At 69.6% G+C, this 24865-nt stretch carries 22 protein-coding genes; 14 read left to right on the top strand and 8 right to left on the bottom strand.

Features of this window, described 5'->3' with window-relative positions; translation table 11 throughout:
- Positions 1 to 93: 93 nt before the first annotated feature.
- Positions 94 to 2739 (bottom strand): leucine--tRNA ligase, encoded by a 2646-nt coding sequence (gene leuS, locus ACPEH8_RS04960; RefSeq protein WP_017356012.1) that lies wholly within the window; start codon positions 2737 to 2739, stop codon positions 94 to 96.
- Between the two features lie 156 nt (positions 2740 to 2895).
- Positions 2896 to 3507 carry a DUF998 domain-containing protein gene (locus tag ACPEH8_RS04955; RefSeq protein ID WP_136003151.1) on the bottom strand — a complete coding sequence of 204 codons (612 nt, stop codon included), beginning with the start codon at positions 3505 to 3507 and terminating at the stop codon, positions 2896 to 2898.
- 143 nt (positions 3508 to 3650) lie between these two features.
- Between ACPEH8_RS04955 and trxA the strand changes: the two genes are divergently transcribed.
- The 4 genes from trxA (at position 3651) to ACPEH8_RS04935 (ending at position 8491) form a co-directional block, all read left to right on the top strand.
- Entirely contained in the window at positions 3651 to 4514 is an 864-nt protein-coding gene (trxA, locus tag ACPEH8_RS04950) for a thioredoxin (RefSeq protein ID WP_136003150.1), read from the top strand.
- Between the two features lie 143 nt (positions 4515 to 4657).
- Complete coding sequence (locus ACPEH8_RS04945; protein WP_423666210.1) at positions 4658 to 6319, top strand: FecR domain-containing protein; 1662 nt, start codon at positions 4658 to 4660, stop codon at positions 6317 to 6319.
- Positions 6316 to 7947 (top strand): CHASE2 domain-containing protein, encoded by a 1632-nt coding sequence (locus ACPEH8_RS04940; protein ID WP_423666208.1) that lies wholly within the window; start codon positions 6316 to 6318, stop codon positions 7945 to 7947. The genes ACPEH8_RS04945 and ACPEH8_RS04940 overlap by 4 nt, the downstream gene beginning before the upstream one ends.
- Before the next feature lie 70 nt (positions 7948 to 8017).
- On the top strand, positions 8018 to 8491 hold the full coding sequence (locus ACPEH8_RS04935) for a DUF4442 domain-containing protein (protein ID WP_017357014.1): 474 nt from the start codon (positions 8018 to 8020) through the stop codon (positions 8489 to 8491).
- A gap of 20 nt (positions 8492 to 8511) precedes the next feature.
- On the opposite strand, the gene ACPEH8_RS04930 is transcribed toward ACPEH8_RS04935, so the two are convergent.
- Positions 8512 to 9768, bottom strand: coding sequence for a hypothetical protein (locus ACPEH8_RS04930; RefSeq protein WP_423666206.1), 1257 nt, complete (start codon positions 9766 to 9768; stop codon positions 8512 to 8514).
- Between the two features lie 120 nt (positions 9769 to 9888).
- Between ACPEH8_RS04930 and ACPEH8_RS04925 the strand changes: the two genes are divergently transcribed.
- From ACPEH8_RS04925 to rnfB, 9 genes are all read left to right on the top strand, one after another.
- Positions 9889 to 10566 carry a DUF502 domain-containing protein gene (locus tag ACPEH8_RS04925; RefSeq protein ID WP_017357415.1) on the top strand — a complete coding sequence of 226 codons (678 nt, stop codon included), beginning with the start codon at positions 9889 to 9891 and terminating at the stop codon, positions 10564 to 10566.
- A gap of 1 nt (position 10567) precedes the next feature.
- Positions 10568 to 11341 carry a queuosine precursor transporter gene (locus tag ACPEH8_RS04920; RefSeq protein WP_423666205.1) on the top strand — a complete coding sequence of 258 codons (774 nt, stop codon included), beginning with the start codon at positions 10568 to 10570 and terminating at the stop codon, positions 11339 to 11341.
- A 95-nt stretch (positions 11342 to 11436) separates the two neighbouring features.
- Positions 11437 to 13359 carry a DUF885 domain-containing protein gene (locus tag ACPEH8_RS04915; protein WP_017357413.1) on the top strand — a complete coding sequence of 641 codons (1923 nt, stop codon included), beginning with the start codon at positions 11437 to 11439 and terminating at the stop codon, positions 13357 to 13359.
- Between the two features lie 17 nt (positions 13360 to 13376).
- Positions 13377 to 14462, top strand: coding sequence for a serine hydrolase domain-containing protein (locus tag ACPEH8_RS04910; RefSeq protein ID WP_423666203.1), 1086 nt, complete (start codon positions 13377 to 13379; stop codon positions 14460 to 14462).
- On the top strand, positions 14459 to 14878 hold the full coding sequence (locus tag ACPEH8_RS04905) for a VOC family protein (protein ID WP_017357411.1): 420 nt from the start codon (positions 14459 to 14461) through the stop codon (positions 14876 to 14878). The genes ACPEH8_RS04910 and ACPEH8_RS04905 overlap by 4 nt, the downstream gene beginning before the upstream one ends.
- A gap of 99 nt (positions 14879 to 14977) precedes the next feature.
- Positions 14978 to 15421, top strand: coding sequence for a DUF2147 domain-containing protein (locus ACPEH8_RS04900; RefSeq protein WP_017357410.1), 444 nt, complete (start codon positions 14978 to 14980; stop codon positions 15419 to 15421).
- A 193-nt stretch (positions 15422 to 15614) separates the two neighbouring features.
- Entirely contained in the window at positions 15615 to 17684 is a 2070-nt protein-coding gene (gene metG, locus ACPEH8_RS04895; protein ID WP_017357409.1) for a methionine--tRNA ligase, read from the top strand.
- A gap of 57 nt (positions 17685 to 17741) precedes the next feature.
- Positions 17742 to 18332, top strand: a complete 591-nt coding sequence (locus ACPEH8_RS04890) for an HAD family hydrolase (RefSeq protein ID WP_017357408.1) — start codon at positions 17742 to 17744, stop codon at positions 18330 to 18332.
- A gap of 25 nt (positions 18333 to 18357) precedes the next feature.
- A complete protein-coding gene (gene rnfB, locus ACPEH8_RS04885; protein WP_017357407.1) occupies positions 18358 to 18792 on the top strand; it encodes an Rnf electron transport complex subunit RnfB in 435 nt (144 codons plus the stop codon).
- 22 nt (positions 18793 to 18814) lie between these two features.
- Here rnfB and ACPEH8_RS04880 read toward each other — a convergent pair whose 3' ends face one another.
- A complete protein-coding gene (locus ACPEH8_RS04880; RefSeq protein ID WP_017357406.1) occupies positions 18815 to 19162 on the bottom strand; it encodes a RidA family protein in 348 nt (115 codons plus the stop codon).
- 158 nt (positions 19163 to 19320) lie between these two features.
- Between ACPEH8_RS04880 and mprF the strand changes: the two genes are divergently transcribed.
- Positions 19321 to 21879, top strand: a complete 2559-nt coding sequence (gene mprF / locus ACPEH8_RS04875; protein ID WP_166473308.1) for a bifunctional lysylphosphatidylglycerol flippase/synthetase MprF — start codon at positions 19321 to 19323, stop codon at positions 21877 to 21879.
- Positions 21880 to 21943: 64 nt separating this feature from the next.
- Here mprF and ACPEH8_RS04870 read toward each other — a convergent pair whose 3' ends face one another.
- The 4 genes from ACPEH8_RS04870 to ACPEH8_RS04855 all read right to left on the bottom strand — a co-directional run bounded on the left by ACPEH8_RS04870 (position 21944) and on the right by ACPEH8_RS04855 (position 24862).
- Positions 21944 to 23287, bottom strand: a complete 1344-nt coding sequence (locus ACPEH8_RS04870) for a virulence factor family protein (protein ID WP_423666201.1) — start codon at positions 23285 to 23287, stop codon at positions 21944 to 21946.
- Between the two features lie 80 nt (positions 23288 to 23367).
- Entirely contained in the window at positions 23368 to 24015 is a 648-nt protein-coding gene (locus ACPEH8_RS04865) for a DUF998 domain-containing protein (RefSeq protein ID WP_229296539.1), read from the bottom strand.
- Positions 24012 to 24206, bottom strand: coding sequence for an oxidoreductase-like domain-containing protein (locus ACPEH8_RS04860; protein ID WP_026070810.1), 195 nt, complete (start codon positions 24204 to 24206; stop codon positions 24012 to 24014). Before ACPEH8_RS04860 ends, ACPEH8_RS04865 begins: the two co-directional genes overlap by 4 nt.
- Before the next feature lie 50 nt (positions 24207 to 24256).
- A complete protein-coding gene (locus ACPEH8_RS04855; protein ID WP_017356326.1) occupies positions 24257 to 24862 on the bottom strand; it encodes an HD domain-containing protein in 606 nt (201 codons plus the stop codon).
- Positions 24863 to 24865: the final 3 nt, after the last annotated feature.

The raw sequence follows: 24865 nt of genomic DNA, 5'->3' as shown, positions 1-24865 counted from the left end.
TGGGGGAGCCGGGCGGGCGCGGCAACAGGCATAGAAGATGCCCGATGCCGCGTGAACGTCGGTTGAGACCGGAGGCAGGGTTCGTGACCGCCCTCAGGCGGCCACGATGTTCACGATCTTGCCGGGCACGATGATGATCTTGCGCACGGTCAGGCCGTCGAGGAACTTGGCCGCATTCGGCTCGGCCAGACCCAACGCCTCGATCTGGTCACGCGTTGCATCGGCGGCCACTTCGATGGTGCCACGCAGCTTGCCGTTGACCTGCACCGCCAACGTCACCGCATCACGCACCAGTGCACCGGCATCGACCTGCGGGAACGCCTGGTCTTCCAGCAGCGTCTCGGCGTTGCCCAGCACCTGCCACAGCGCATGGCTGGCATGCGGAGTGATCGGGTTGAGCAGCAGCACGGCCGCCTGCAGTGCTTCCTGGCGGACCGCACGGCCCTGTGCGGAAACATCATCGAACCTGGCCAGCGCGTTCATCAGTTCCATCACCGCGGCGATGGCGGTGTTGAAGCTGTGGCGGCGGCCGTAGTCGTCGCCAACCTTGCCGATGGTTTCGTGGGTCTTGCGACGCAGCGCCTTCTGCTCGGCGTTCAGCGCGGCCGCATCCAGCGCCGGTGCCTGGCCGTCGGCCGCATGCTTCTGCACCTGCGCCCACAGGCGGCGCAGGAAGCGGGCCATGCCATCCACGCCGGCTTCGTTCCATTCCAGCGACTGTTCCGGCGGGGCGGCGAACATCGAGAACAGGCGCACCGTGTCGGCGCCGTACTTGCTGACCATCGCCTGCGGGTCCACGCCGTTGTTCTTGGACTTGGACATCTTCTCGGTGCCGCCGATCTCCACCGGCAGGCCGTCGGCGATCAGCGTGGCGCCGGTGATGCGGCCGCGCTCATCGCGCTGTACGTTCACGTCGGCCGGATTGATCCAGTCCTTGTCCTTCGGATTCTCCGCGTTCCAGCGGTAGTAGGACTCGGCGATCACCATGCCCTGGCACAGCAGGTTCTGCGCCGGCTCGTTGCTGTCCACCATGCGCGCATCACGCAGCAGCTTGTGGAAGAAGCGGAAGTACATCAGGTGCAGGATCGCGTGTTCGATGCCACCGATGTACTGGTCCACCGGCAGCCAGTAGTTGCCGCGCTTGTCCACCGCATCGCGGGCGCCCGGCGAGGTGTAACGGGCGTAGTACCAGCTCGACTCCATGAAGGTGTCGAAGGTGTCGGTCTCGCGCTCGGCCGCGCCGCCGCAGTCGGGGCAGGTGGTCTTGCGCCATTCCGGATCGGCCTTGATCGGCGAACCGGTGCCGACGAAGCTGACGTCTTCAGGCAGCACCACCGGCAGCTGTTCTTCCGGCACCGGCAACGCACCGCACTTGGGGCAGTAGATCACCGGAATCGGGCACCCCCAGTAGCGCTGGCGGCTCACGCCCCAGTCGCGCAGGCGGTAGTTCACGCGGCGCTGGCCCTGGGCCTTGCGCTCGAACCGTTCGGCCAGCGCCTCGAAGGCGCCCTGGAAATCCAGGCCGTCGAACTCGTCGGAGTTGATCAGTTCGGTCTCGCGGGTCTTGTCGCCGTACCAGTCCTGCCAACGCGTCGCGTCGTAGGCGCCCTCGTCCTTGCGCGGCGACTTCAGCGCGATGACCTGGCGGATCGGCAGGTTGTACTTGTTGGCAAATTCATTGTCGCGCTGGTCATGGCCCGGTACGGCCATCACCGCGCCGGTGCCATAGCCCATCAGCACGAAATTGGCGACCCACACCGGGACCTGGGCCCCGGTGACCGGATGCACGGCGCGCAGGCCGGTATCCATGCCGCGCTTCTCCTGGGTTTCCAGTTCGGCCTCGGAGACGCCACCCTGCTTCATTTCGGCCAGCAGTGCGGCCAGCGCCGGGTTCGACTTCGCCGCGTGCTGGGCCAGCGGATGTTCGCCGGCGATCGACACAAAGGTCACGCCCATCACCGTGTCCGGGCGCGTGGTGAACACCCGCAGCGGGTCCAGCGCGCTGCCGTCCACGTCGCGCACGTCGAACTGGATTTCCAGCCCTTCGGAGCGGCCGATCCAGTTGCGCTGCATGGTCTTGACCGACTCCGGCCAGCCCGGCAGCTCATCCAGGCCGTCCAGCAGTTCCTGGGCGTAATCGGTGATGCGCAGGAACCACTGCGGAATCTCGCGCTTCTCCACCAAGGCACCGGAGCGCCAGCCTCGCCCGTCGATGACCTGTTCGTTGGCCAGCACGGTCTGGTCGATCGGGTCCCAGTTCACCACCGCGTTGCGGCGGTAGGCCAGGCCCTTGCGCATCAGACGGGTGAACATGCGCTGTTCGTGCACGTAGTACTCGGGCGTGCAGGTGGCGAATTCGCGCGACCAGTCGATCGCATAGCCCAGCGATTTGAGCTGGCTGCGCATGTGGCCGATGTTGGCGTAGGTCCACTTGGCCGGCGCCGTCTTGTTCTTGATCGCCGCGTTCTCGGCCGGCAGGCCGAACGCATCCCAGCCCATCGGCTGCAGCACGTTGTGGCCGGTCATCCGCTTGTAGCGGCTGATCACGTCACCGATCGTGTAGTTGCGCACATGGCCCATGTGCAGCGCACCGGACGGGTACGGCAGCATCGACAGACAGTAGAACTTCGGCTTGTCCGAAGACTCGTTGACCTCGAAGGCACGGGTGGCGTCCCAGAATTTCTGGGCGACGGATTCAACCTGCTGCGGGTCGTAGACGTTGGGTTCGACGCTGGTCATGGAAACACGGATGCGGCGGCAAAGCGGCACAGGGTACCGCAGTGCGGCAAAGGGCTCCAATCGGCACGATCATCTGCCCTCGCCGAAAAGGTCATCTCGTTGAATTGTCAGGAGATTGAGCGGAAACGGCAACGACGTGCGCAGCGCGGGATGCGCTCAGGGCCGCAGCGCCGCAGGGGCCAGCGGCAGTGCGGCCGCCAGCCAGACCAGCCAGCCGCCGAACGCCAGCAGCTGGGCCAGCGGGCCCGGCAGCAGCGCGGGCAGCACGAACGCGGCCAGCAGCACCGTCGTCCCACCGGCCAGGTGCAGCTGGGCCGCACGGCGCCAGCCGGAAAGCGACCAGGCGCCCCCGGCGGTCATCAGCGCGCCCGGCACGAAGGCCAGCACCCACACCATCCACGCGCTGGCGTGGTAACGGCTGGCCATGCTGTCGATGTCGTCGGCATCCAGCGGCAGCAGCCCCATCGCGGCGAAGGCCAACGCGGCCAGCATCAGCATCTGCACCCCCACCCGCAGCGGCCACGGCGCGGTGCGCGGCACGCGCAGCAGCAGGCAGAACGCCACCCCGGCTGCCAGCAGGCCCGGCAGCAGCAGGGTCACCAGGCTGAAGGCACGCCCGTGCGGCACCCCCAAGGCACCGAGCAGGGCCAACGGATGGCGCATCGGATCGAACGCGGGCAGGGCCAGCGCGAACCCCGTCGCCGCCAGCACGAATACCGCCGCGGCCGCCGCCCCCAGCCCCTGTTCCCAGCGTTTTGCAGCCTGCATCGTCACTCCGGAAGTCGCCGGACGTCCCGGCCTTGCCTAACGGACGCATTGTCTCCGGTTTGCCGCGGACGCGGCAGTGGGGTTGCGTCGGGCGGGCGGCGGCACCATACACTCGGTTACCTGTTTCCCGTTGATATCCGACCATGAGCGATCTTTCCTACGTCTTTGACGCCACCACCGAGTCTTTTGAAGCCCAGGTCCTGCAGAAGTCCCTGCAGACCCCGGTGCTGGTGGACTTCTGGGCCACCTGGTGCGGCCCGTGCAAGACCCTGGGCCCGATGCTGGAAAAGCTGGCGGGCGAGTACAACGGTGCGTTCGAACTGGCCAAGGTGGACGTTGATCAGGAGCAGCAGATCGCCGCCGCCTTCCAGATCCGCTCGGTGCCCACCGTCTTTCTGGTCAAGGGCGGCCAGATCGTCGACGGTTTCCCGGGAGCGGTGCCGGAAGGCCAGCTGCGCGAGTTCCTGGCCCAGCACGGCGTGGTGCCGGCAGCCCCTGCCGACGCGGCCGCCGCCGAAGACGAGCCGGCACCGCTGGATCCGCAGGCCCAGGTGGACGTGCTGCGCGCGGCGATCGCCGCCGAGCCGGACAAGGAAGAGCTGAAGCTCGACCTGGCGCTGGCGCTGCTGCAGACCGGAGCCACCGCCGAAGCCAGCGCGCTGATCGATGCACTGCCGGCCAACCTGTCCACCGATGACCGCGCCGTGCGTGCCCGCGCGCGTCTGGACTTCGCCAGCGCCCTGCAGGACGCGCCACCTGCCGATGTGCTGGACGCGCGCATCGCCGCCGATGGCGATGACCTGCAGGCGCGCCATCTGCGCGGTGTGCAGCAGCTGCTGGCCGGCGAGGACGAGGCGGCATTGGCGCAGTTCCTGGAGATGCTGCGGCGCGACCGCACCTACGATGATGGCCGCCCGCGCAAACTGCTGATCGACGCCTTCAAGGTCATCCAGGACGACGATCTGGTGGGCCGCTACCGCCGCCGCATGGCCTCGCTGCTGTTCTGAGGCGGCTGCGTTCAGAAACCCTGCACGGGTCCCGGGCAATAATGAATTGCGGCCCAGTGGAGGCCGCGATCCATTCGGGGGGATGAGGTCTGGGCCATTGGGGTCCACATGGCTGAGCCCCGCTTCGCAGGGCGCCATCGACCGTGAGATTGACCATTCCGCCGCACCGCTTCCCCCGTACCGTGCGCAGCCTGCTGCTGGCCCTGCTGTTGCTGTCCCCCCTGCCCCTGCTGGCGCAGGACTGGCACTACCGGGTGCGTCCCGGCGACACCCTCTGGGACCTGGCCACCCTGTACCTCAAGCCTGAAGTGGAGTGGGAACGACTGCAGCGGCACAACCGCGTGGATGACCCCTACCGGCTGCCGCCGGGCACCCAACTGGGGTTCCCGGTCGCGTGGCTGCGGGTGCAGCCCGCTCCGGCCCGGGTGGTGGCGGTACGTGGCCCGGTGCAGGCGGGCACGACGGTTGGCCGTGGCACGCTGCGCGCGCTGAAGGAAGGCGATCTGCTGGGCATCGGCGAAGAAGTCGAAACCGGCGCCGACGCCAGCGTCACCCTCGAATTCGCCGATGCCTCCCGGCTGCAGCTGCGCGAGGGCTCGCGTCTGCGCCTGGACCAGCTCAGCCGCTATGGACGCACCGGCATGGTCGATACCCGCCTGCGCCTGGAACAGGGTCGCGCCAGCAACCGGGTCACCCCGGCGCGCGGCCCGGCCTCCCGATACATCATCGATGCGCCGACGGCCACCAGCAGCGTGCGCGGCACGGTGTTCCGGGTGAGCGCAGGCCAGCACGGCCAGGGCGCCTCCACCGAAGTGGTCCAGGGGCGTGTGCAGGTCGGCAATCGTGCCGGCCAGCGCCTGGTCGCCCACGGCCAGGCCACCCGGACGCCCTCGGCGCTGACCCGCCCGGCGCCGCTGGAAGCGCTGCTGCCGGCTCCGCACCTGGACATCGCGCACACCCGGCTGGAGCCATTGCCGGCCCGGTTGGCCTGGGCGCCGGTCGACGGCGCCGCCGGCTACCGCATCGAGATCGTGCGCGCCGACCAGCCCGACGTGCTGCTGGCCGCGCAGGACAGCCCTGCCACCACCGCCACCTTCGACGACCTTCCCGCAGGCACCCTGCGCGTGCTGCTGCGCGCGGTCAGCGCCGACGGCGTGGAAGGCCTGGACAGCGAGCGCGACTTCATCGTCCGCGACCAGCCGGTCGCCCCGATCACCGTGCGCCCGCGCCACGCCGAGATCGTGAACAGCACGCGCCCGCGCTTCGAATGGGGACAGGTACCCGACGCCGCGGCCAGCGTGCTGCAGATCGCCAGCGACCCGCAGTTCGTCTCGCCCCTGGTGGAGCAGGACACCACGTCCACCCACCTGCGTCCCGCGCAGCCGCTGCCACCGGGCACGTACTACTGGCGCGTCGCCTCCCGGGACCGCAACGGCCATCAGGGCCGCTTCGGCCAGACGCTGCCGCTGACCCTGACCGACACCCCCGTCGATCCGGCGCTGCAACCGCCGGAGGCAGCCAAAGGCCAGCTGACCCTGCGCTGGCAGGCAGGCGAGCCGGGCCAGCGCTACCGCGTGCAGCTTGATCGCAAGGGCGACTTCGCCCGGCCGCTGCTGGACCGCGAGGTCGACCAGCCGGAAGTCACGCTCAAGCGCCCGTGGCACGGCAACCTGCACGTGCGCGTGCAGTACATCGAGGACGATGGCTACGCCGGGCCGTTCTCGGCACCGCAGCAGATCGCGCTGCCATGCCGCACCTGCTATGGCGCCGGCGGCGGTGCCCTGCTGCTGTGGCTGCTGCTGTGAAACCGCTGCACCTGTCATGGCCGGGCCGGTTGGTGCTGGCACTGGCGATGGCAGCGCTCGCGGTTGCCGCAAGCCACTGGCACTGGTTCTGGACGCAGGACGAAGCGGTGTACGACACCTATGTCGGCGGATGGGACTACCCGCCCGACCCGCGCCTGCTGATCGTGGCCATCGACGACGCCAGCCTGCAGCAGCTCGGCCAATGGCCGTGGCCGCGAGCCACCCATGCGCGCCTGCTCGACCGCCTGACCCAGGCCGGTGCAGGGCGTGTCGCCCTGGACCTGATGCTGTCCGAGCCAGACCGCCGTGACGCCGCACAGGATGCCGAGCTGGCCGCGGCGATCCGCCGCAACGGCAAGGTAGTGCTGCCGGTTCTCGCCGCGCCGAGCAGCGGGCCACGCATGGCCGAGGAACTGCTGCCGATCCCGCTGATCGCCGCCAACGCCGCCACCCTCGGCCACAGTGACATCGAGGTGGACGCCGACGGCGTGGCCCGCGGGCTGTACCTCACTGCCGGCATCGGCTCACCACACTGGCCCGCGCTGGGACTGGCGCTGGCCGATGTGCGCGGCCCGTTGCCCGGGCTGCGCGATGGCGGCACCGACGTCTCCTCGCCCTACCAGTGGCGGCGCGACCATTACGTGCGGGTGCGCTACGCCGGCCCGCCGGATCGCTTCCCGCAGGTGTCCTATGTGGACGTGCTCAACGGCACCGTGGACCCGGCGCTGCTGCGCGGCCGGCTGGTGATGGTGGGCATGACCGCCAGTGGCATCGCCCCGCCCCTGCTCACCCCGACCACGCGCGAGCGCTGGATGAGCGGCAGTGAATACCAGGCCAACGTCGCCTCGATGATGCTCGATGACAAGGTCATCCGCGTGCTGCCCGCCGCGTGGCAGAACGGCCTGACCGGCCTGCTGGTGGCGCTCTGCTGCCTCGCCCTGACCCTGCCGCGGGCGTGGCTGGGCGCACTGCTGGCGTTGCCGGTGGCGCTGCTGCTCAGCCTGGCCCTGCTGCGTGGCGGCAACCTGTGGTTCGCTCCGGCAGCCAGCCTGGTCGGCATGCTGCTGGTGATCGCGGCGTGGGCCGTATGGCGGGTCAGCGCGTGGCGCCGGCAGGCCAACAGCGATGCGCTGACCGGGCTCGGCAACCGGCTGCGCTTCGAGCAGGCTCTGCAGCAGGAGCACGATGCCGGCCGCCGGACCTGCCGCCCGCTCAGCCTGATCCTGATCGATGTGGACCATTTCAAGCGCCACAACGACCTCTACGGGCACCAGGCCGGCGACGACCTGCTACGCCGCATCGCACACGAAATCGGCGCGCACGCGCGGCGCCCGCGCGACATGGCGGCACGGTTCGGCGGCGACGAGTTCGCCCTGATCCTGCCTGACACGGGCGCGGATGGCGCGGTACAGGTGGTACAGGACCTGATCGCCGGGGTGCAGCAGCTGGAGATTCCGACCGGCCGCGGCGACATCGCCCGGATCACCCTCACCGTCGGCGTGTACACCCGGGTACCGGCCGCGGAGAGCGAACCGCGGCACTTCTTCGAGGGCGCCGATGTCGCCCTGTATCGCGCCAAGGCCGCCGGGCGCAATGGGTATGCGGTGGACGACGGCGGCACGGCCTGACCCGCACGGGCGCCACCATACGCATACGAATGTTAGACTCCGGACCCTCCTCCCTGCGCGACCGGACCCGATGGACGCCCGCCTGTTCCGCCACGGCATCAACCTGTGGCCCCCGTTTCTGTTCACCGGCATCCACGTCACCGACGTTGCCGCCGATTACCGCTACGTGCGGGTCGAACTGCGCATGCGCCCGTGGAACCGCAACTATGTCGGCACCCATTTCGGCGGCAGCCTGTTTGCGATGACCGATCCGTTCTGGATGCTCACGGTGATGCAGAACCTGGGCCGCGACTACTACGTGTGGGACCGCGCCGGCGAGATTGAATTCCTCAAGCCCGGGCGCGGCACGGTCACGGCCGAGTTCCGCCTCGACGAGGCCCTGCTGGCGCAGTTGCGCGCCGCCACGGCGGGCGGCGAGAAATACCTGCACTGGTTCAGCAACGACATCCTCGATGCCCAGGGCGAGGTGGTGGCGCGCGTGCGCAAGCAGGTGTACCTGCGCCTCAAACCCGACGCGCGCGGGGCAGGCAAGGCGGCTCCCTGAGCGATCGCCGGCGCGCCCCGTCAGGGCGCCGTGGCCGGCATCGGCACCTGCAGCATCGCCGTGATCCCTTCATCCGGCCGGGCCGTGGCACGGCGCGGAATCTGCAGCCAGCGGCCGTCGGGGCTGAGCACCGGGGTGCGGGCGGAGGAGCGCATCGACGCGGGCAGCCGCGGCAGTGCCTGCGCCGGCGGATCGGCCTGCTGGCGGAGCCAGCGCTGGGCGGCGACCAGGCGCAGCATCGCCGCGCTGTCCTGCGCGCGATCCGCATAGGGTCGCATCGTCATCGCACCGATCGCCGCCAAACGGCAACCCAGGGCGTTGGCCACACAGTCGAATCCCGCTGGCTGCGGGGCCGGTTCGCGCAGCGGCCGGTCGTCGGCCAGCGCCTGCATCGCCGCCGCGTCACAGGCCCAGGCATAGTGGGGCGCGAAGCGCGCCTCGGTCCGTGCCAGATTGAACACCAGTGGCTGCAGCACACTGCCCTGCTCGGAGGTGCGCAGCGCTGCCTGTCCCATCGCGAACTCGCCGCGCATGGCCGTGCACAGACTCTGCTCGGGCACGGTCATGGGCTGCAGGGCCGCCGTGCAGACCGGCGGCAGCGCCGCATCGGCAGGCAGCTCGGCCAGCAGGTCGGCGAGCAGATGCGCCTGGCCCTCCAGCAGGGCCGCGCCGATCATGCTGAACAACAGGTTGTCGCCGCGCCCGACCAGGCGGCGCCCGGTCAGGATGTCCGCGCACGTTCCCTGCAGCGCGCGCGGGGTATCGCCCTGCACATGTGCCAACGCATTGGCCGACAGAGTGTCGAGCAGCGGCTGCATCGACGGCAGCGGCGTCATCAGGTCGGTGTCGTAGGCGCGGAAGGGCAGCGCGTAGTGGTCGAACTGCGACAGCTCGGCCACGCGCATGTGCAACGCCTCGTGGCCGACATGGGCGGCGGCGAACGCGGCCGGATCGGCGCGTACCGCCGCCAGGCAGCCGATGCCACGCTGGCCGCAACCGAACGCGGCGGTGATGGCCGGGCGCGGGAAACGCTCTTCGGCCACCGACGCCTGTGGTCGCCTGCCGGGCGCGCCCTGCTGCCAACGCGTCAGGTCCTCGGCCAGGACCTGCTCACGGGCCGCCGCGTCCATGCCGTCAAACCCCACCGTCCACACCGCCGCCGCGCCGCTGCGGCCGTCCACCGGGGGCGCCGCGCGCAGCAGCTGCAGGGCGTCCTGGTGCGCCTGCGGGACCGGCCACAGCCGCGCGGCCAGCCACGTGCCTGCAGCCAGCAGCATCAGCACCCCGATTCCTGTTGCCGCCACACGCATCGGTTTGGTCACAGCATTTCCCCTGTTCGCGACGATTGCCCGAATCAACCAGCGTAAACGCAGCCACGCCGCCGCTACAATGCGCGGATGTCGCCCGAAGCCCCCCAACTCGTTCCGCGCCCCTCCCTGCAGCGGTTGTTCCTGACCGGCCTGCTGACCCTGCTGCCGATCTGGCTGACATGGGTCGTGGTCAAATTCGTCTTCGTGCTGCTGTCGGGCATCAGCAGCCCGGTGGTGGTGCCGCTGTCGGCGCAGATCGCCGCGTCCTTCCCGCACTATCTCGGCTGGATCAAGGTCGAGTGGATGCAGAACCTGATCGGTCTGGGCGCTACGCTGCTGGTGATCCTCAGTGTCGGCGTGCTCAGCCGCCGCGTGATCGGCCAGCGCCTGCTGCGCTGGTTTGGTGCGGTGATCCGCCGTATTCCGCTGGCCAGCATCATCTACGACAGCGCCAAGAAACTGCTCGACATGCTGCAGACCGAACCAGGCAGCACCCAGCGCGTGGTGCTGATCGATTTCCCCCACCGCGACATGAAGTCGGTGGGGCTGGTGACGCGGGTGATCCGCGAGCAGGGCACCGGCCGCGAGCTGGCGGCCGTCTACGTGCCCACCACGCCCAACCCGACCTCCGGCTACCTGGAGATCGTGCCGGTGGAACTGCTCACGCCCACCGACTGGACCGTGGACCAGGCGATGAGCTTCATCATCTCCGGCGGCGCGGTCGCGCCGGAATCGGTGCCATTCACCCGCGCCGGCGACCGCTGACATGAGCGCGCGGCCGCTGCAGGATCGCGCGGTCCTGCTGTTCATCGCGCTGGCCGCGTTCTTCTGCGCCAACGCGGTGCTGGCCGAGTTCATCGGCGTCAAGATCTTCGCGCTGGAAGACACACTGGGTGTGTCTGCGTTCAACTGGAACCTGTTCGGCCAGACCGGTTCGCTCAGCTTCACCGCCGGCACGCTGCTGTGGCCGGTGGTGTTCATCATGACCGACACCATCAACGAGTTCTTCGGCCGGCGTGGCGTGAAGTTCATCTCGTGGCTGGCGGTGGCGCTGATCACCTACGGGTTTCTCTTCGCGTTCGCCGCGATCTCGCTGGTTCCTGCCGACTGGTGGGTCACCTCCATGCGCGCGCACGGCGTGCCCGATTACCAGGCCGCGTTCGCGGCGGTGTTCGGCCAAGGCATGTGGACCATCGCCGGCTCGCTGGTGGCGTTCCTGTTCGGGCAGTTGATCGACGTGGCCGTGTTCCACCGCATCCGCCGCGCCACCGGCGAGCGCCATGTGTGGCTGCGCGCGACCGGCTCCACCGCGGTGTCGCAACTGGTGGACAGCTTCGTGGTGATCTGGATCGCCTTTGTACTGGGCCCGCAGCAGTGGCCTACCTCGCTGTTCCTGGCGGTGAGCAGCGTCAATTACCTGTACAAGATGGCCTTTGCGATCGCACTGATTCCTGTGCTGTACCTGATGCGCCGTGCGATCACCCGTTATCTTGGCGCCGGGCGCGCCGCACAGCTGCGCGCCGAGGCGGCGGCTGACTGAGCGCCATACGGCGCGAACCTGACCAGGCACCTGCGCTGGCCGTATCCGGTCGAATCGGGCAAGCTCCCGTGTCTGTGCGTTCACGGAAGTAGCCGATGCCCCACCCCGCCCGCGCCCTGGCGCTTGCCATTGCCGCCCTGCTGGTGTTCAGCGCTGCCGCGCCGGCCGAAGCCGCCAAGAAGAAGACCAGCCGGCCCGCGGCCGCGCAGACCCGCGCCGCCGCCAAGCCAAAGGCCAAACCGCGTGCCCGGCCTGCGGCGCCCCCTGCCCGCCAGCCGCTGGTGCGCCAGCAGACCAAGGCCGCCCAGCTCAACCGCATCTACGACGAATACTGGGATGCCGCGATGCGGCTCAACCCGCTGCAGGCCACGTTCCAGGGCGATGCGCGACACAACGACCAGTTGCCCAACATCCTGTCGGCCGCCTACCGCCAGCAATCCCATGATTTCAGCGTGGAGTGGCTGGGCAAAGTGGAGAAGATCGGCCCGGACGGCCTGACCGGGCAGGACCTGCTGAGCTACGAGATCTTCGTACGCGACGCGCGCATGTCGCTGGCCGCCGAGCAGTACCCGGGCTGGATGCTGCCGGTGAGCCAGTACTACAACCTGGGCAGCATCATGGCCATCCTCGGCTCCGGCTCGGGCGCCCAGCCATTCAACACCGTGCAGGACTACGACACGTGGTCGCGCCGCTCGCTGGGCATTCCGCCGCTGTTCGATCAGGCCATCGCCAACATGCGCCAGGGCATGGCGGCCGGCGTGGTGCAGCCGCGCGATCTGATGGAGAAGGTGCTTCCGCAGCTGGATGCCGTGATCAAGCCGACCGCCGAAGAGAGCATTTTCTGGGCACCGGTACGCAACCTCCCGGACGACTTCTCCGCTGCCGACAAGGCGCGCATCGCCGCCGAATACAAGCGCATGATCGAGTACCGCATCATGCCGGCCTACCGTGCGCTGCGCGGCTTCATCGCCACCGAATACCTGCCCGCCACCCGCGCCAGCGACGGTCTGTCGGCGCTGCCCAACGGCCAGGCCTGGTATGCGCAGAACATCGTGCAGAGCACGGCGTCCACGCTGACGCCGGTGCAGATCCACGCCCTGGCCGAGCAGCGCGTGAGCGCGCTGCAGGCGCAGATCGCCACGATCATGAAGGACAACCGCATCCGCGGCTCGCAGCAGAAGATGCTGCGCAACATGCGCACCGACCGCGATTTCCAGTACGCCAACGCCGATGCGCTGCTTGCCCGGTACAAGCAGCTGCAGGGGCAGGTCAACGCGCGTCTGCCGGGCCTGCTCGGCACGCTGCCCAAGGCGCCGATGGAGATCCGCGCGGTGGAAGCCGAGCGCGCCGCCACCGCCGCCGCGGTCAGCTACCAGCCGCCGCTGCCGGACGGCATGCGTCCGGGCATCCTCTACGTCAACACCGGCGAGCTGCCCAGCCGCCGGCGCTGGGCGGCCCCGATGCAGTACCTGCACGAAGGCATCCCCGGCCATCATGTGCAGCTGGGGCTGCAGCAGGAGCTGGACAAACTGCCGCGCTTCCGCCGCCTCGGTGGCGACATTGCCTTCGTCGAAGGCTGGGGCCTGTATGCCGAATCGCTGGGCGAGGAACTGGGCGTCTACCAGGACCCGTACGAGCGCATCGCTTACCTGCAGGGCGCGCTGACCCGCGCCGCGCGCATGGCCGCCGACACCGGCGTGCATGCGCAAGGCTGGAGCAAGCGCCAGGCCGTGGACTACCTGGTCAAAACGGCCGACCTGCCGGTCGACGACGCCACCGCCGAAGTCGAACGGTTCATGGCCCTGCCCGGGCAGACCCTGGCCAACGGCCTGGGCGAGCTGAAGATGATGGAGCTGCGCGAGACGGCGAAGGCCGCGCTGGGCCCGCGCTTCGACCTGCGCCGCTTCCATGAGGAGATCCTGCGTGACGGCTCCATGCCGCTGGACATCCTCGATGCCAAGATCGCCCGCTGGATTGCCAGCGAGCAGGCTGGCGGCAGCGCCAGTCCCACGCCCTGATCGACGCGACGCCGGCCATGCACCCTGCCCGCCGCCCGCGTGCCTGGTTCCATCTGCTGTGCGGCGGCCTGCTTGCGGCGGCCCACACGGCCGCCGCGCCGACGCTGACGCCGCCCGACCCGGGCATCGATGCACTGATGGCCCGCTATGACGGCCAGGTCCCCGGCGCGGCCGTGCTGGTGCTGCACGACGGCGTACCGGTGTTCCGCCGCGGCTACGGCCTGGCCGTGGTCGAGGACGCCACCCCGGTCACCCCGCGCAGCAACTTCCGGCTCGCCTCGGTCAGCAAGCAGTTCACTGCGGCGGCGATCCTGCTGCTGGCCCAGGACGGCACGCTGACACTGGACGACCCGGTGCGGCGCTGGCTGCCGTCCCTGCCGGCCGCCGCCGACGCGGTCACCCTGCGCCACCTGCTCAGCCACACCAGCGGCCTGCTCGACTACGAAGACCTGATGCCGTCCGGCAGTACCGCCCAGGTCCACGATGCCGACGTGCTGCGTCTGCTCGAAGGCCAGAACCGCACCCTGTTCGCACCGGGCAGCACCTACCGCTACAGCAACAGCGGCTATGCCTTGCTGGCCCTGGTGGTCGGCAGGGCGTCCGGCCAGGACTTCGCCACTTTCCTGCGCCAGCGCATCTTCCTGCCACTGGGCATGGCCGGGACGGTCGCCCACCAGGACGGCGTGGACGCCGTCATCGACCGCGCCTACGGCTACAGCCCGGTCGACGGCCACTGGCAGCGCACCGACCAGAGCCCCACCAGCGCCGTGCTTGGCGACGGTGGCCTCTATTCCTCGCTCGACGACCTGGCCCGCTGGGACGCGGCGCTGTACGACGACCGCCTGCTCCAGGCGCCGTGGCGGCAACAGGCGTTCACCCCCGCCACCCGCACCGACGAGCCGGATGTCCCGTTCTACGGTTTCGGCTGGCGCCTCAACGGCGGTGCACAGTGGCACAGCGGTGAGAGCATCGGCTTCCGCAACGTCATCCTGCGCTACCCGGAGCGGCACCTGACCGTGATCATCCTCACCAACCGCGACGGCCCCGAACCCTATCCGCTGGCACTGAAGATCGCGCAGCGCTGGTTGGACACCCTGCAATGACGCCTCCCGACGCTACCGGCCTGCTTGGCGTCCACCACGTGGCGCTGATCGGATCGGACTACGCCCGCTCCCGCGCCTTCTACACCGGGGTGCTCGGCCTGCGCGTGCTGGCCGAGAACCATCGGGCCGCGCGCGACTCCTGGAAACTCGACCTCGCCCTGCCCGACGGCAGTCAACTGGAACTGTTCTCGTTCCCCGACGCGCCGCCACGGCCCAGCCGCCCCGAAGCGCAGGGCCTGCGCCACCTCGCGTTCCGGGTCGCGACACTGGAACCGATGATCGCCCGCCTGGCCGCCGCGGGCGTCCCCTGCGAGCCGATCCGCACCGATGAATACACCGGCCGCCGTTTCACCTTCTTCGCCGATCCGGACGGCCTGCCGCTGGAGCTGTACGAGATCCCGGCCGACCCCGGCTGACGCCTGCCGCCGACACGTTCCGTACCGGAGCGAATGGGTATACAGTCGGCCCTGTACCGGCCCCGCGCCGGCATTCACGGACATCCCTGGGAGGGGAACATGCGCAAGACCTTCAAGACGCTGCTGCTGGCACTGCCGCTGGTCATGGCCGCCCTGTCGGCCAACGCCGCCGACAGCGCCGTCGGCCGCTGGAAGACCATCGATGACAAGACCGGCAAGGTGAAATCGATCGTCGAGATCACCCAGGCCACCAATGGCACCCTGACCGGCAAAGTGGTCGAGATCCTGCATTCGGACAAGGGTCCCAACCCGGTCTGTGACGGCTGCGAAGGCGCCAACAAGAACAAGCCGGTCAAGGGCATGACCATCCTGTGGAACCTCAAGGCCGACGGCGCCAGCGCCTGGTCCGGCGGCACCATCCTGGACCCGGCCAACGGCAAGACGTACAAGTCCAAGATGAAGCTGCAGACCGGCGGCGCCAAGCTCGACGTGTCCGGCTGCGTGGCCTTCATCTGCCGCGCCCAGACCTGGGTGCGCGAGTAAAACGTCCGCCGTTGCTGCACGTGTGAAGAAGGCCGACGCGGTTTTCCGCGTCGGCCTTCTGCATTTCCGGCACCCCACCCCGAGCGGGCGTCGTTGACGTTTGGCCGTGCGCGCTGGCCCACGCGGCACAGGCTGGGGGCGCATACGCCCCTCCGTGCGATAATCCCCGGTCCCCAAGGCAACAGCGCTTCCCATGACCCGCACCGCTCTCGTCACCACCGCCCTGCCCTACGCCAACGGCCCGCTCCACCTGGGCCACCTGGTCGGCTACATCCAGGCTGACATCTGGGTGCGCGCGCGGCGAATGAGCGGCGGCAAGACCTGGTTCGTGTGCGCCGACGATACCCACGGCACCCCGATCATGCTCGCGGCCGAAAAGGCCGGTGTGACCCCGGAAGCCTTCATCGCCAACATCCAGGCCAGCCACGAGCGCGACTTCGCCGCGTTCGGCGTCGCCTTCGATCACTACGACTCGACCAACTCGGCCACCAACAAGGCCCTGACTGAAGCCTTCTACCTCAAGCTCGAGGCGGAAGGTCACATCGCGCGTCGTTCCGTGGCCCAGTTCTACGATCCGGCCAAGGGCATGTTCCTGCCCGACCGCTACATCAAGGGCATCTGCCCCACCTGTGGCAGCGCCGACCAGTACGGCGACAACTGCGAAGTCTGCGGCGCCACCTACAGCCCCACCGACCTGAAGGAACCGAAGTCGGTCATCTCCGGTGCCACCCCGGAAATCCGCGACTCCGAACACTTCTTCTTCGAGGTGGGCCGCTTCGAAGGTTTCCTGCGCGAGTGGCTGGCGGGCGACGTCGCCCTGCCCGGCGTCAAGGCCAAGCTCGGCGAGTGGCTCAATGCCGAGGGCGGCCTGCGTGCCTGGGACATCTCCCGCGACGCGCCCTACTTCGGTTTCCAGATTCCCGGCCATCCCGGCAAGTACTTCTACGTCTGGTTGGATGCGCCGATCGGCTACCTGTCCAGCTTCAAGGCGCTGTGCGCCAGGACCGGCGAAGACTTCGACGCGCACCTGCGTGCCGGCACCGCCACCGAACTGCACCACTTCATCGGCAAGGACATCGTCAACTTCCACGGCCTGTTCTGGCCAGCCGTACTGCACGGCACCGGCCACCGCGCGCCCACCCGCCTGCACGTCAACGGCTACCTCACCGTGGATGGCGCCAAGATGTCCAAGTCGCGCGGCACCTTCGTGATGGCGCGCACCTACCTCGACGCCGGTCTTGAACCGGAAGCGCTGCGCTACTACTTCGCCGCCAAATCCTCCGGCGGTGTCGACGATCTCGACCTGAACCTGGGCGACTTCATCGCCCGCGTCAACGCCGACCTGGTCGGCAAGTTCGTCAACCTCGCCAGCCGCTGCGCCGGCTTCATCAGCAAGCGCTTCGACGGCCGCCTGGCCGACGCGCTGCCGGACCCGGCCCAGTACGACCGTTTCGTCGCTGCCCTGGCGCCGATCCGCGAGGCGTACGAGCGCAACGACCCGGCCGCCGCGCTGCGCCAGACGATGGCGCTGGCCGACGAAGCCAACCGCTACATCGACGATGAAAAGCCGTGGGTGATCGCCAAGCAGGAGGGTGCCGACGCGCAGCTGCAGTCGGTGTGCACCCAGGGCCTGAACCTGTTCCGCGTGCTGGTCACCGCGCTCAAGCCGGTGCTGCCGGCCACTGCCGCCCAGGCCGAGACGTTCCTGGCCGCCCCTGTGCAGGCCTGGACCGATGTCGCCTCGCCGCTGGTCGCCCACACCATCGCCGTGTACGCCCCCCTGTTCACCCGTATCGACCCGAAACTGATCGACGCCATGACCGACGCTTCCAAGGACACCCTGCAGGCCGCCACCCCGGCTCCCGCCACCCCGGCCAAAGCCGCCAAGCCGGCCGCACCGGCACCGGCCGCCGACGGCGACGCTGCGCCGAGCTACATCGGCATCGACGACTTCGCCAAGCTCGACCTGCGCATCGGCAAGGTGCTGGCCTGCACGTTCGTCGACGGGTCGGACAAGCTGCTGCGTTTTGAACTGGACGCCGGCGAGCTGGGCACGCGCCAGATCTTCTCCGGCATCCGTGCCAGCTACGGCGACCCGGAGGCGCTGGTCGGCCGCAGCGTGGTGTTCATCGCCAACCTGGCGCCGCGCAAGATGCGCTTCGGCCTGAGCGAAGGCATGATCCTGTCGGCCGGTTTCGACGGTGGCGCACTGGCGCTGCTGGATGCCGACAGCGGCGCGCTGCCGGGCATGCCGGTCCGCTGATCGCTCCCGGGGTGGCCCCCAGGGCCGCCCCGCCTGCGCAAGCCCAGAGAGGATCGGATGGAACTGGCCCTGTTCGACTTCGACCACACCGTCACCACCTGCGACACGTACGGCCGCTTCCTGCGCCGCGTGGCCACACCCGAGCAGTTGGCGCAGGCGTGGTGGAAGATCGGCCCGTGGCTGCTGGCCTACCGGCTGAAGCTGATCTCCGCCGCGCGCATCCGTGCCCGCGTCACCCGCCTGACCTTCAGCGACCGCCATGCCGACGACATCGCCACCCAGGCCGCCGGCTATGCGCGGGACGTCCTGCCCGAGGTGGTGCGCCCGCAGATGCTGGAACAGATCCGCTGGCACCTGCAGCAACGCCACACCGTGGTGATCGTGTCCGGTTCGCTGGACCTGTACCTGCGCCCGTGGTGCGACGCGCTCGGCATCGATCTGATCTGCAACCGGCTGGAAATCCGCGATGGGCGCCTGACCGGTCGCTATGTCGATGGCGACTGCGGCCCACGCAAAGTCGAGCACATCCGCCGCCGCTACGACCTGTCGCGCTTCCTGCGCATCCATGCCTACGGCGACAGCCGCGAAGACCGGCCGATGCTGGCCCTGGCCCACGAACGCTGGTATCGCGGCAAACCACAGAAATGACCCTTCCGCGCAGCCGACGCCACGCATGACCACCGCACGCATCCCCTTGGTCGAACGCCTCGACCGCCTGTTGCCGCAGACCCAATGCGGCCAGTGCGGCTACGACGGCTGCCGTCCCTATGCCGCGGCAATGGCACGCGGCGAGGCGGGCGTGGAGCGCTGCCCGCCAGGGGGCGATGCCGGTGCGCGTGCACTGGCGCGGGTGCTGGGCGTGCCGGCGGTTCCGTTCGACCGCAGCCGCGGCGACCATGTGCCGGACCAGCTTGCGCTGATCGTGGAGGCCGACTGCATCGGCTGCACCAAGTGCATCCAGGCCTGCCCGGTGGACGCCATCGTCGGCGGCGCCAAGTACATGCACACCGTCATCGCCGACCTGTGCACCGGCTGCGGCCTGTGCCTGCCACCGTGCCCGGTGGACTGCATCGTGCTGCTGCCCCGCGGCAACGGCTCCACGCCGTAGCGCGGAGCCCTGCCCTGCCGGGTTACGGCAACGCGGCCGTCACCACGATTTCCACCTTCCACGACGGATCGGCCAGCTTGGCCTCCACCGTCGCGCGCGCCGGCGTCATGCCGGCCACGACCCATTCGTCCCACGCGGCATTCATGCCGGCAAAGTCGTTGATGTCGGACAGGAACACCTCGGCACGCAGGATGTGCTGCTTGTCGCTGGCCACCAGCGCCAGCAGCTTGTCGATCTCCGCCAGCACCTGGCGCGTCTGCCCGGTGATGTCCTGGCTGGTGTCTTCGGGGATCTGCCCGGACAGATAGGCAACCTTGTTGTGCACCGTCATCTCGGACATGCGCGGGCCGACGTCGAAGCGTTCCAACATGGCGATTACTCCTGTGGGTGATGAACGCATTGTCGCCGATGCGACGTGAGCGCAGCCAGCACCCTTGGCAAGCGCCGGCATCCGGCGCACGATGCGCCCGCACGCCGCCATGCGCTGCCTTGACTCTCCCATCGCCCGCCCCGGAGCACGCTGTACCGATGACCGACCCCTCCCCGGCTCCCACGCCCTCCCGCGCCGCCTGGCGCCGCGCGGCCACCGTCATCGTCAGCCTCGGCATCCTCGCGCTGGCCCTGCACGGGCTGGCCAACGAATTCGACGAACATGGCTATCGCGCCATCCGTGAGGCGTTCCGCCATCTGGGCGGCGGGCAGATCGCGCTGACCGTGCTGCTCGGCCTGGCCAGCTATGCCTGCCTGATCGGCTTCGACGCGATCGGCCTGCGCCGCAGCGGCAAGCGGCTGCATCCGGCCCGCGTCGGCATCACCGCGTTCCTCGCGCACACCCTCGGGCAGACCCTCGGCTTCGCCGCTCTCACCGGCGGTGCGGTGCGACTGCGCGGCTATGGCGGAGCGGGCCTGTCGCTGGGTGAGATCGGCCAGGTAGTGCTGATGAGCACGTTGGGGTTCGTGTTCGGCGCCTGGGTGCTGTTGTCGATGGCGTTCCTGCTCGAGCCCGGCGCGGCGGCGCTGGCCCTGCCGGTATCGGCGCAGGTCGTACGCGCGTTCGGCGTGGCCGGGCTGCTGGCCTATGCCGTCACCGTGCTGCTGGTCGGCCGCGATGGCCGCACGTTCCGCATCCGCGGCCATGCGCTGTGGCTGCCCGACCGCCGCACCATGCTCGGCGTCACCGCGTTGAGCATGGTCGAACTGGTCCTGGCGGCGGCGGCGTTCTACGTGCTGCTGCCGATGGAGTCGCCCACCGGACTGCCCGGCTTCGTCGGCCTGTATCTGGTGGCGGTGCTGGCCGGGCTGATCTCCAGCGTGCCGGCCGGTCTGGGCGTGTTCGAATGGAGCCTGCTCAAGCTGTTGCCGCAGGTCGCACCTGCGTCCGTGCTCGCGGCCGCGCTGATCTACCGGGTGACCTACTACGTGGTGCCCCTGCTGCTGGCCACCCTGCTCGCGCTTGCACCGGCGCTGCGGCGGCCACTGCGCGCCAGTGCCGGGGCCACCCGCGCCGGCTGGACCGCGCTGCGTCCGTGGCTGCCGCAGATCATCGCGCTGGCGGTCTTCAGCGTGGGCGCCGCGCTGGTCATCGACGGCACGCTGCCCACCCCGCGCCGGCATCTGCTCACCGCCTCGCTGCCGATCCTGGAGACCTCGCACCTGCTCGGCAGTCTGGCCGGCGTGGCGCTGCTGCTGATCGGCCAGGGGCTGCAGCGGCGCAGCCATGCCGCCTGGATGCTGGCGCTGGCGATCTGCGTGATCGCCCCGCTGCCGATCTGGCTGCGCGGCGGCCAGGTGCTGATCGCGCTCTCCGCGCTGCTGGTGGCCACGGCATTGTGGGCCTCGCGCCGCGAGTTCTACCGCCAGGGCGCGCTGCTGGACGAAGCCTGGTCGTGGCCGTGGATCCGCAATCTCGGGCTGGTGCTGGTGGCGGTCATCTGGCTGCTGTTCTTCGTGTACAGCCATGTCGAGTACCAGAACGAGCTGTGGTGGCAGTTCGCGCTGTCCGGCAACGCGCCCCGCGCGCTGCGCGCACTGCTGGTGGTGGCCATCGCGCTGACCATCTTCGGCCTGGCACGGCTGCTGCACAGCACGCGTACCCCGCTGCCGCCGGCAGATGCCTCGACGCTGGACGCGCTCGCACCGATCCTGCAGCGCGCCGAAGACACCCAGGCCTGCCTGGTGCTCACTGCCGACAAGGCGGTACTGCGCGACCCGGCACAGACCGGCTTTGTGATGATGCAGCGCTACGGCGGGTCGCTGATCGCGATGGGCGACCCGGTGGGACCGCCGGAGACCGCACGCGAGCTGATCTGGCGCTTCCGCGAGGAAGCCGACCGGCTCGGTCTGCGCCCGGTGTTCTACCAGGTCGGCGAAGCGCACTGGCAGACCTACCTCGACCTGGGCCTGACCCTGGTCAAGCTCGGCGAGGAGGCGATGGTGCCGTTGCAGGGCTTCACACTGGAAGGCCGCGACCGGGCCGACCTGCGTCAGGCCTGGAACCGCGGCAAGCGCGGCGGGCTGAGTTTCCGCGTGGCCCCGGCCGAGGAGGTTCCGGCCCTGTTGCCGGCGCTGTCGGCCATTTCCCAGGCATGGCTGGACGACAAGGCCGGCGACGAGAAGGGCTTCTCGCTGGGCAGCTTCGACCCGGACTATCTGGCGCGCTTCCCGGTGGCGTTGGTGGAAGCGGAAGGCCGCATCGTGGCCTTCGCCAACCTGTGGCAGGCGCCGGCCGGCCACGAGCTGTCGGTGGACCTGATGCGCCACGTCAACGATGCACCGAAGGGCACGATGGATTTTCTGTTCATCGAGCTGTTCCTGTGGGGCCGTGACCACGACTTCCAGCGTTTTTCGCTGGGCATGGCGCCGTTGTCCGGCCTGGCCCAGCACCGCCTGGCCGGACGCTGGAACCGGTTTGCCAACGTGGTGGCCCGGCATGGCGAACGCTTCTATGGCTTCAGCGGGCTGCGCCGCTTCAAGTCCAAGTTCGCCCCGGTCTGGCGTTCGCGCTACCTGGCCGCGCCGGGCGGCATGCACCTGCCCGCCGCCCTGCTCGACGCCACCCGCCTGATCTCCCTGGACCCGCGCCGATAACGCACCGCCACCGACACCCCGCGCGCTGCGCGCGATAGCCGACCCACGGTCGGCTCTCCCCCAGCTACCGCGCCGGGAGATGCGCCAGCAGCGTCTGTGCCAGGCGGTCGTAGTCGCCCTTGAAGTGATGGTCCCCGGGCAACCGGATCACCTGCGCGCTGCCCGGCGGCAACGCCGGACACAACGCGTCGCCATCGTCTTCGCCATACAGGCACAGCGTCTTCCCCGGCGGCAGGCGCGCCACTTCGGGGGCGATCGGCAGGCCGTCACCGCCACCGCCCAGCCAGTTGCTGACGTGGAATTCGTAATCGGCCTTCCGCCCCACCGACATCAACGCAATCATCCCCAGGCTGTCGCGCGTGGCCGGCGACAGCTGGTTGATCGCGGCCGGAAGCACATCCGCGCCCTGCGAGAACCCGATCAGCACCACGCGCTGGCGCTGCCATTGCTGGCGATAGTGCGCAGCGATACGCTCCAGGTCGCGGGCAAAGCCCTGCGGCGTGCGTTCGCTCCAGAAATAGCGCAGCGAATCCACGCCCACCACCGACACCCCCGCATCGCTCAATGCCGCGGCCACTTCCTTGTCGAGCCCCGCCCAGCCGCCATCACCGGACACGAAGATGGCCAGCGTGTCACCGGGCCTGGACGACGGCACCTCCACCACCGGCAAGCCCCTGAGGTCATCCGGCGGCGGCGCCAGGCTGACACCCTGCTGCGCACCCAGCACCTGCGCGGCGGCCAGCAGACCGGGCAAGGCGTCGCCGCTCGCGGTGCGCTGGAACGGTCGGGCCATCGCAACGCGGCGCAGGAACACCCCCGCATCACCGGCGCGGCAATGCGCCTCACCTGCGGCATTCAACCACGGGAAGCTCAATTCGGTCGGCTGCAGGCGGCCGTGGCTGACGCCCGCACCGCAGACCATGCGTTCGCGCGCGCCATCCGGACAGAAGTCGGTGGTCAGCAGGCCGGCGAACACCTGCGTATCGGCCTGCGCGGCGACCGCGTAAGCCAACTCGGCGCCTTCGCCATCCCCGCCGATCAGCGGCAGGTGGTACCCGGGCAACTGCAGGTACGCCTGGAACCAGCGCGAGAAATTCTCGACATCGCCCGCACCGAAACCGCAGCTGCCACCGCCATCATGTGCCACGCTGCGGCGCAGCCGGGCCACATCGACCACGGCCACCAGCGCGCCCTGCGCGCGCAGCGCGGCCACGCGCGCGGCACTGCGGCCCGGGTCACGGCCCCCGTCGAACCACACCACCACCCGCTGCGGATGGCCCTCGGGCAGGTACACCGGGGTGTCCTGGAATCGACCGTGACTGACTGTCCGTGGCGGCGTGGCCGCGGCCGTTGCCGCCGTGCCCACCATCACCAGCGCCAGCACCTTCCCCCACGCGGCTCGCCGCATCGTCTCGCATCCTCGGATAGATGCGCCACACGATACGCCGGTCGCCGGCCAAGGGCATGTACACAGACTGGCCGCAGCGCTCAGCGCCGCGCCGGAGCGGCCTGCACGCGGGTCTGCCGCCACTGCTGCCAGGCAACCGCCAGCAGCCAGGCCACCAGCGCCGCGATCACCACCTTCTGCCCGGCGCCGCGCGGCGGCCCGCGCCACAGCACATGCAGCCACAGCAGAACGAAGCTCAGCCAGGCCCAGCTCCACGCCGCGCCCGCCCAGCGCGACCAACGAGGATCGGCACGCAGGTACCAGCTCTGCAGCAGCATCGCCACGCTGGCGCACAGGAAGGCGGTATTGGCGGCGATGCCGTGTACCAGCGGCGCCAGCAGCGGTGCATGCGCAGGCAGCCAGCTGTCGCCGATCGCCACGCCCATCAGCCCCACCCCGGCCACGCAGAACAGCATCGGGGCCGCCGCACTGCGGCGCGGCGAGCCACTGCCGGCGTGCAGCGACATGGCCAGCAGCATGATCGCGATCGCCAGCATGCAGTAGGCGCTGCGCAGGGCCAGGCCCCAGGGGCCGTGCAGATACAGGCTCAATGTGGCGCGGACCCAATCCAGGTCGTCACGGGCGACCTGCGTCCAGACCGCGGTCGCCACGAACAGCAGCAGCGCCAGGATGGCCACCTGCGCGAACGCCCCCTGCCAGCGCGGGGACGGTCGCACCGGCCGGCTCACGGCACCTCCGGATGGCGCAGTTTCCAGGCGGCCAATGCGGCGCGGTACTGCTGCAGCTCATCGCTGTACATATCCAGCACGCACAGCGGGCAGCCGCTGCCGCAGCATTCGTTGGGCCCCGGCTCTTCCGGCGGTCGCGGACGCGGATCGGTGGGGTCGGGGTCGGTGGGATCACAAGCAGGCGCAGACATCGTGCGGACGACCAGGCAACGGGTGTGCCGGTCAGTGTAGCCCGCGACCTTCAGCGCTCAAGCAGCCGCCGCAGGTTGGACCGCGCCGGTGCGTCCAGACGCTGGTGGAAAAAGTCGCTCAGGAAAATCCGCGGCTTCATCAGCACCTTCCGCAGGAACCGCTTGCGCTGCATGCGGAACAGGAAGCCGGGCACGTGACCGGCGTACTCTTCTGCGATGCCACGGTCATAGGCGTCGAAGACCGGCGCCGGTGCGCCGAGAATGGCCATGTCGCAATCGAGGAACAACGCGGCCTCGGCATCCACGTCCGACGCAGCCAGCGTGCCGTGGCGCGCGGTCAGTTCGATCAGCTGCACCACCCGTTCGACATCGATGCCCTGCTTCGGCAGCCAGCGCGCGATCGCCTCGCGGGCCAGCTCCGCCGACCGCGCCTCGTTGTCGCTGCGCCCGGCGTCGTAGATCGCGTCGTGATACAGCGCGGCCAGCTGCACTTCGGCCGGCGCCTGCCAGCCGGGGCCGTCCACGGCCACGGTCAGGCAGTGCCGCAGCACCGCCTGTACGTGCGCGAAGTTGTGGTACGCCCGTGGCGGCTCGGTGTAGCGGGCTTCCAGCTCGGCGAGCTGGGCAGGCGGCAGCGGAATCGGTTCAAAGCGCATGCA

It is taken from the genome of Stenotrophomonas sp. NPDC077461, assembly GCF_049545475.1.
GTDB lineage: Bacteria > Pseudomonadota > Gammaproteobacteria > Xanthomonadales > Xanthomonadaceae > Stenotrophomonas > Stenotrophomonas nematodicola.
This window is presented reverse-complemented; position numbering and strand designations above follow the sequence as displayed.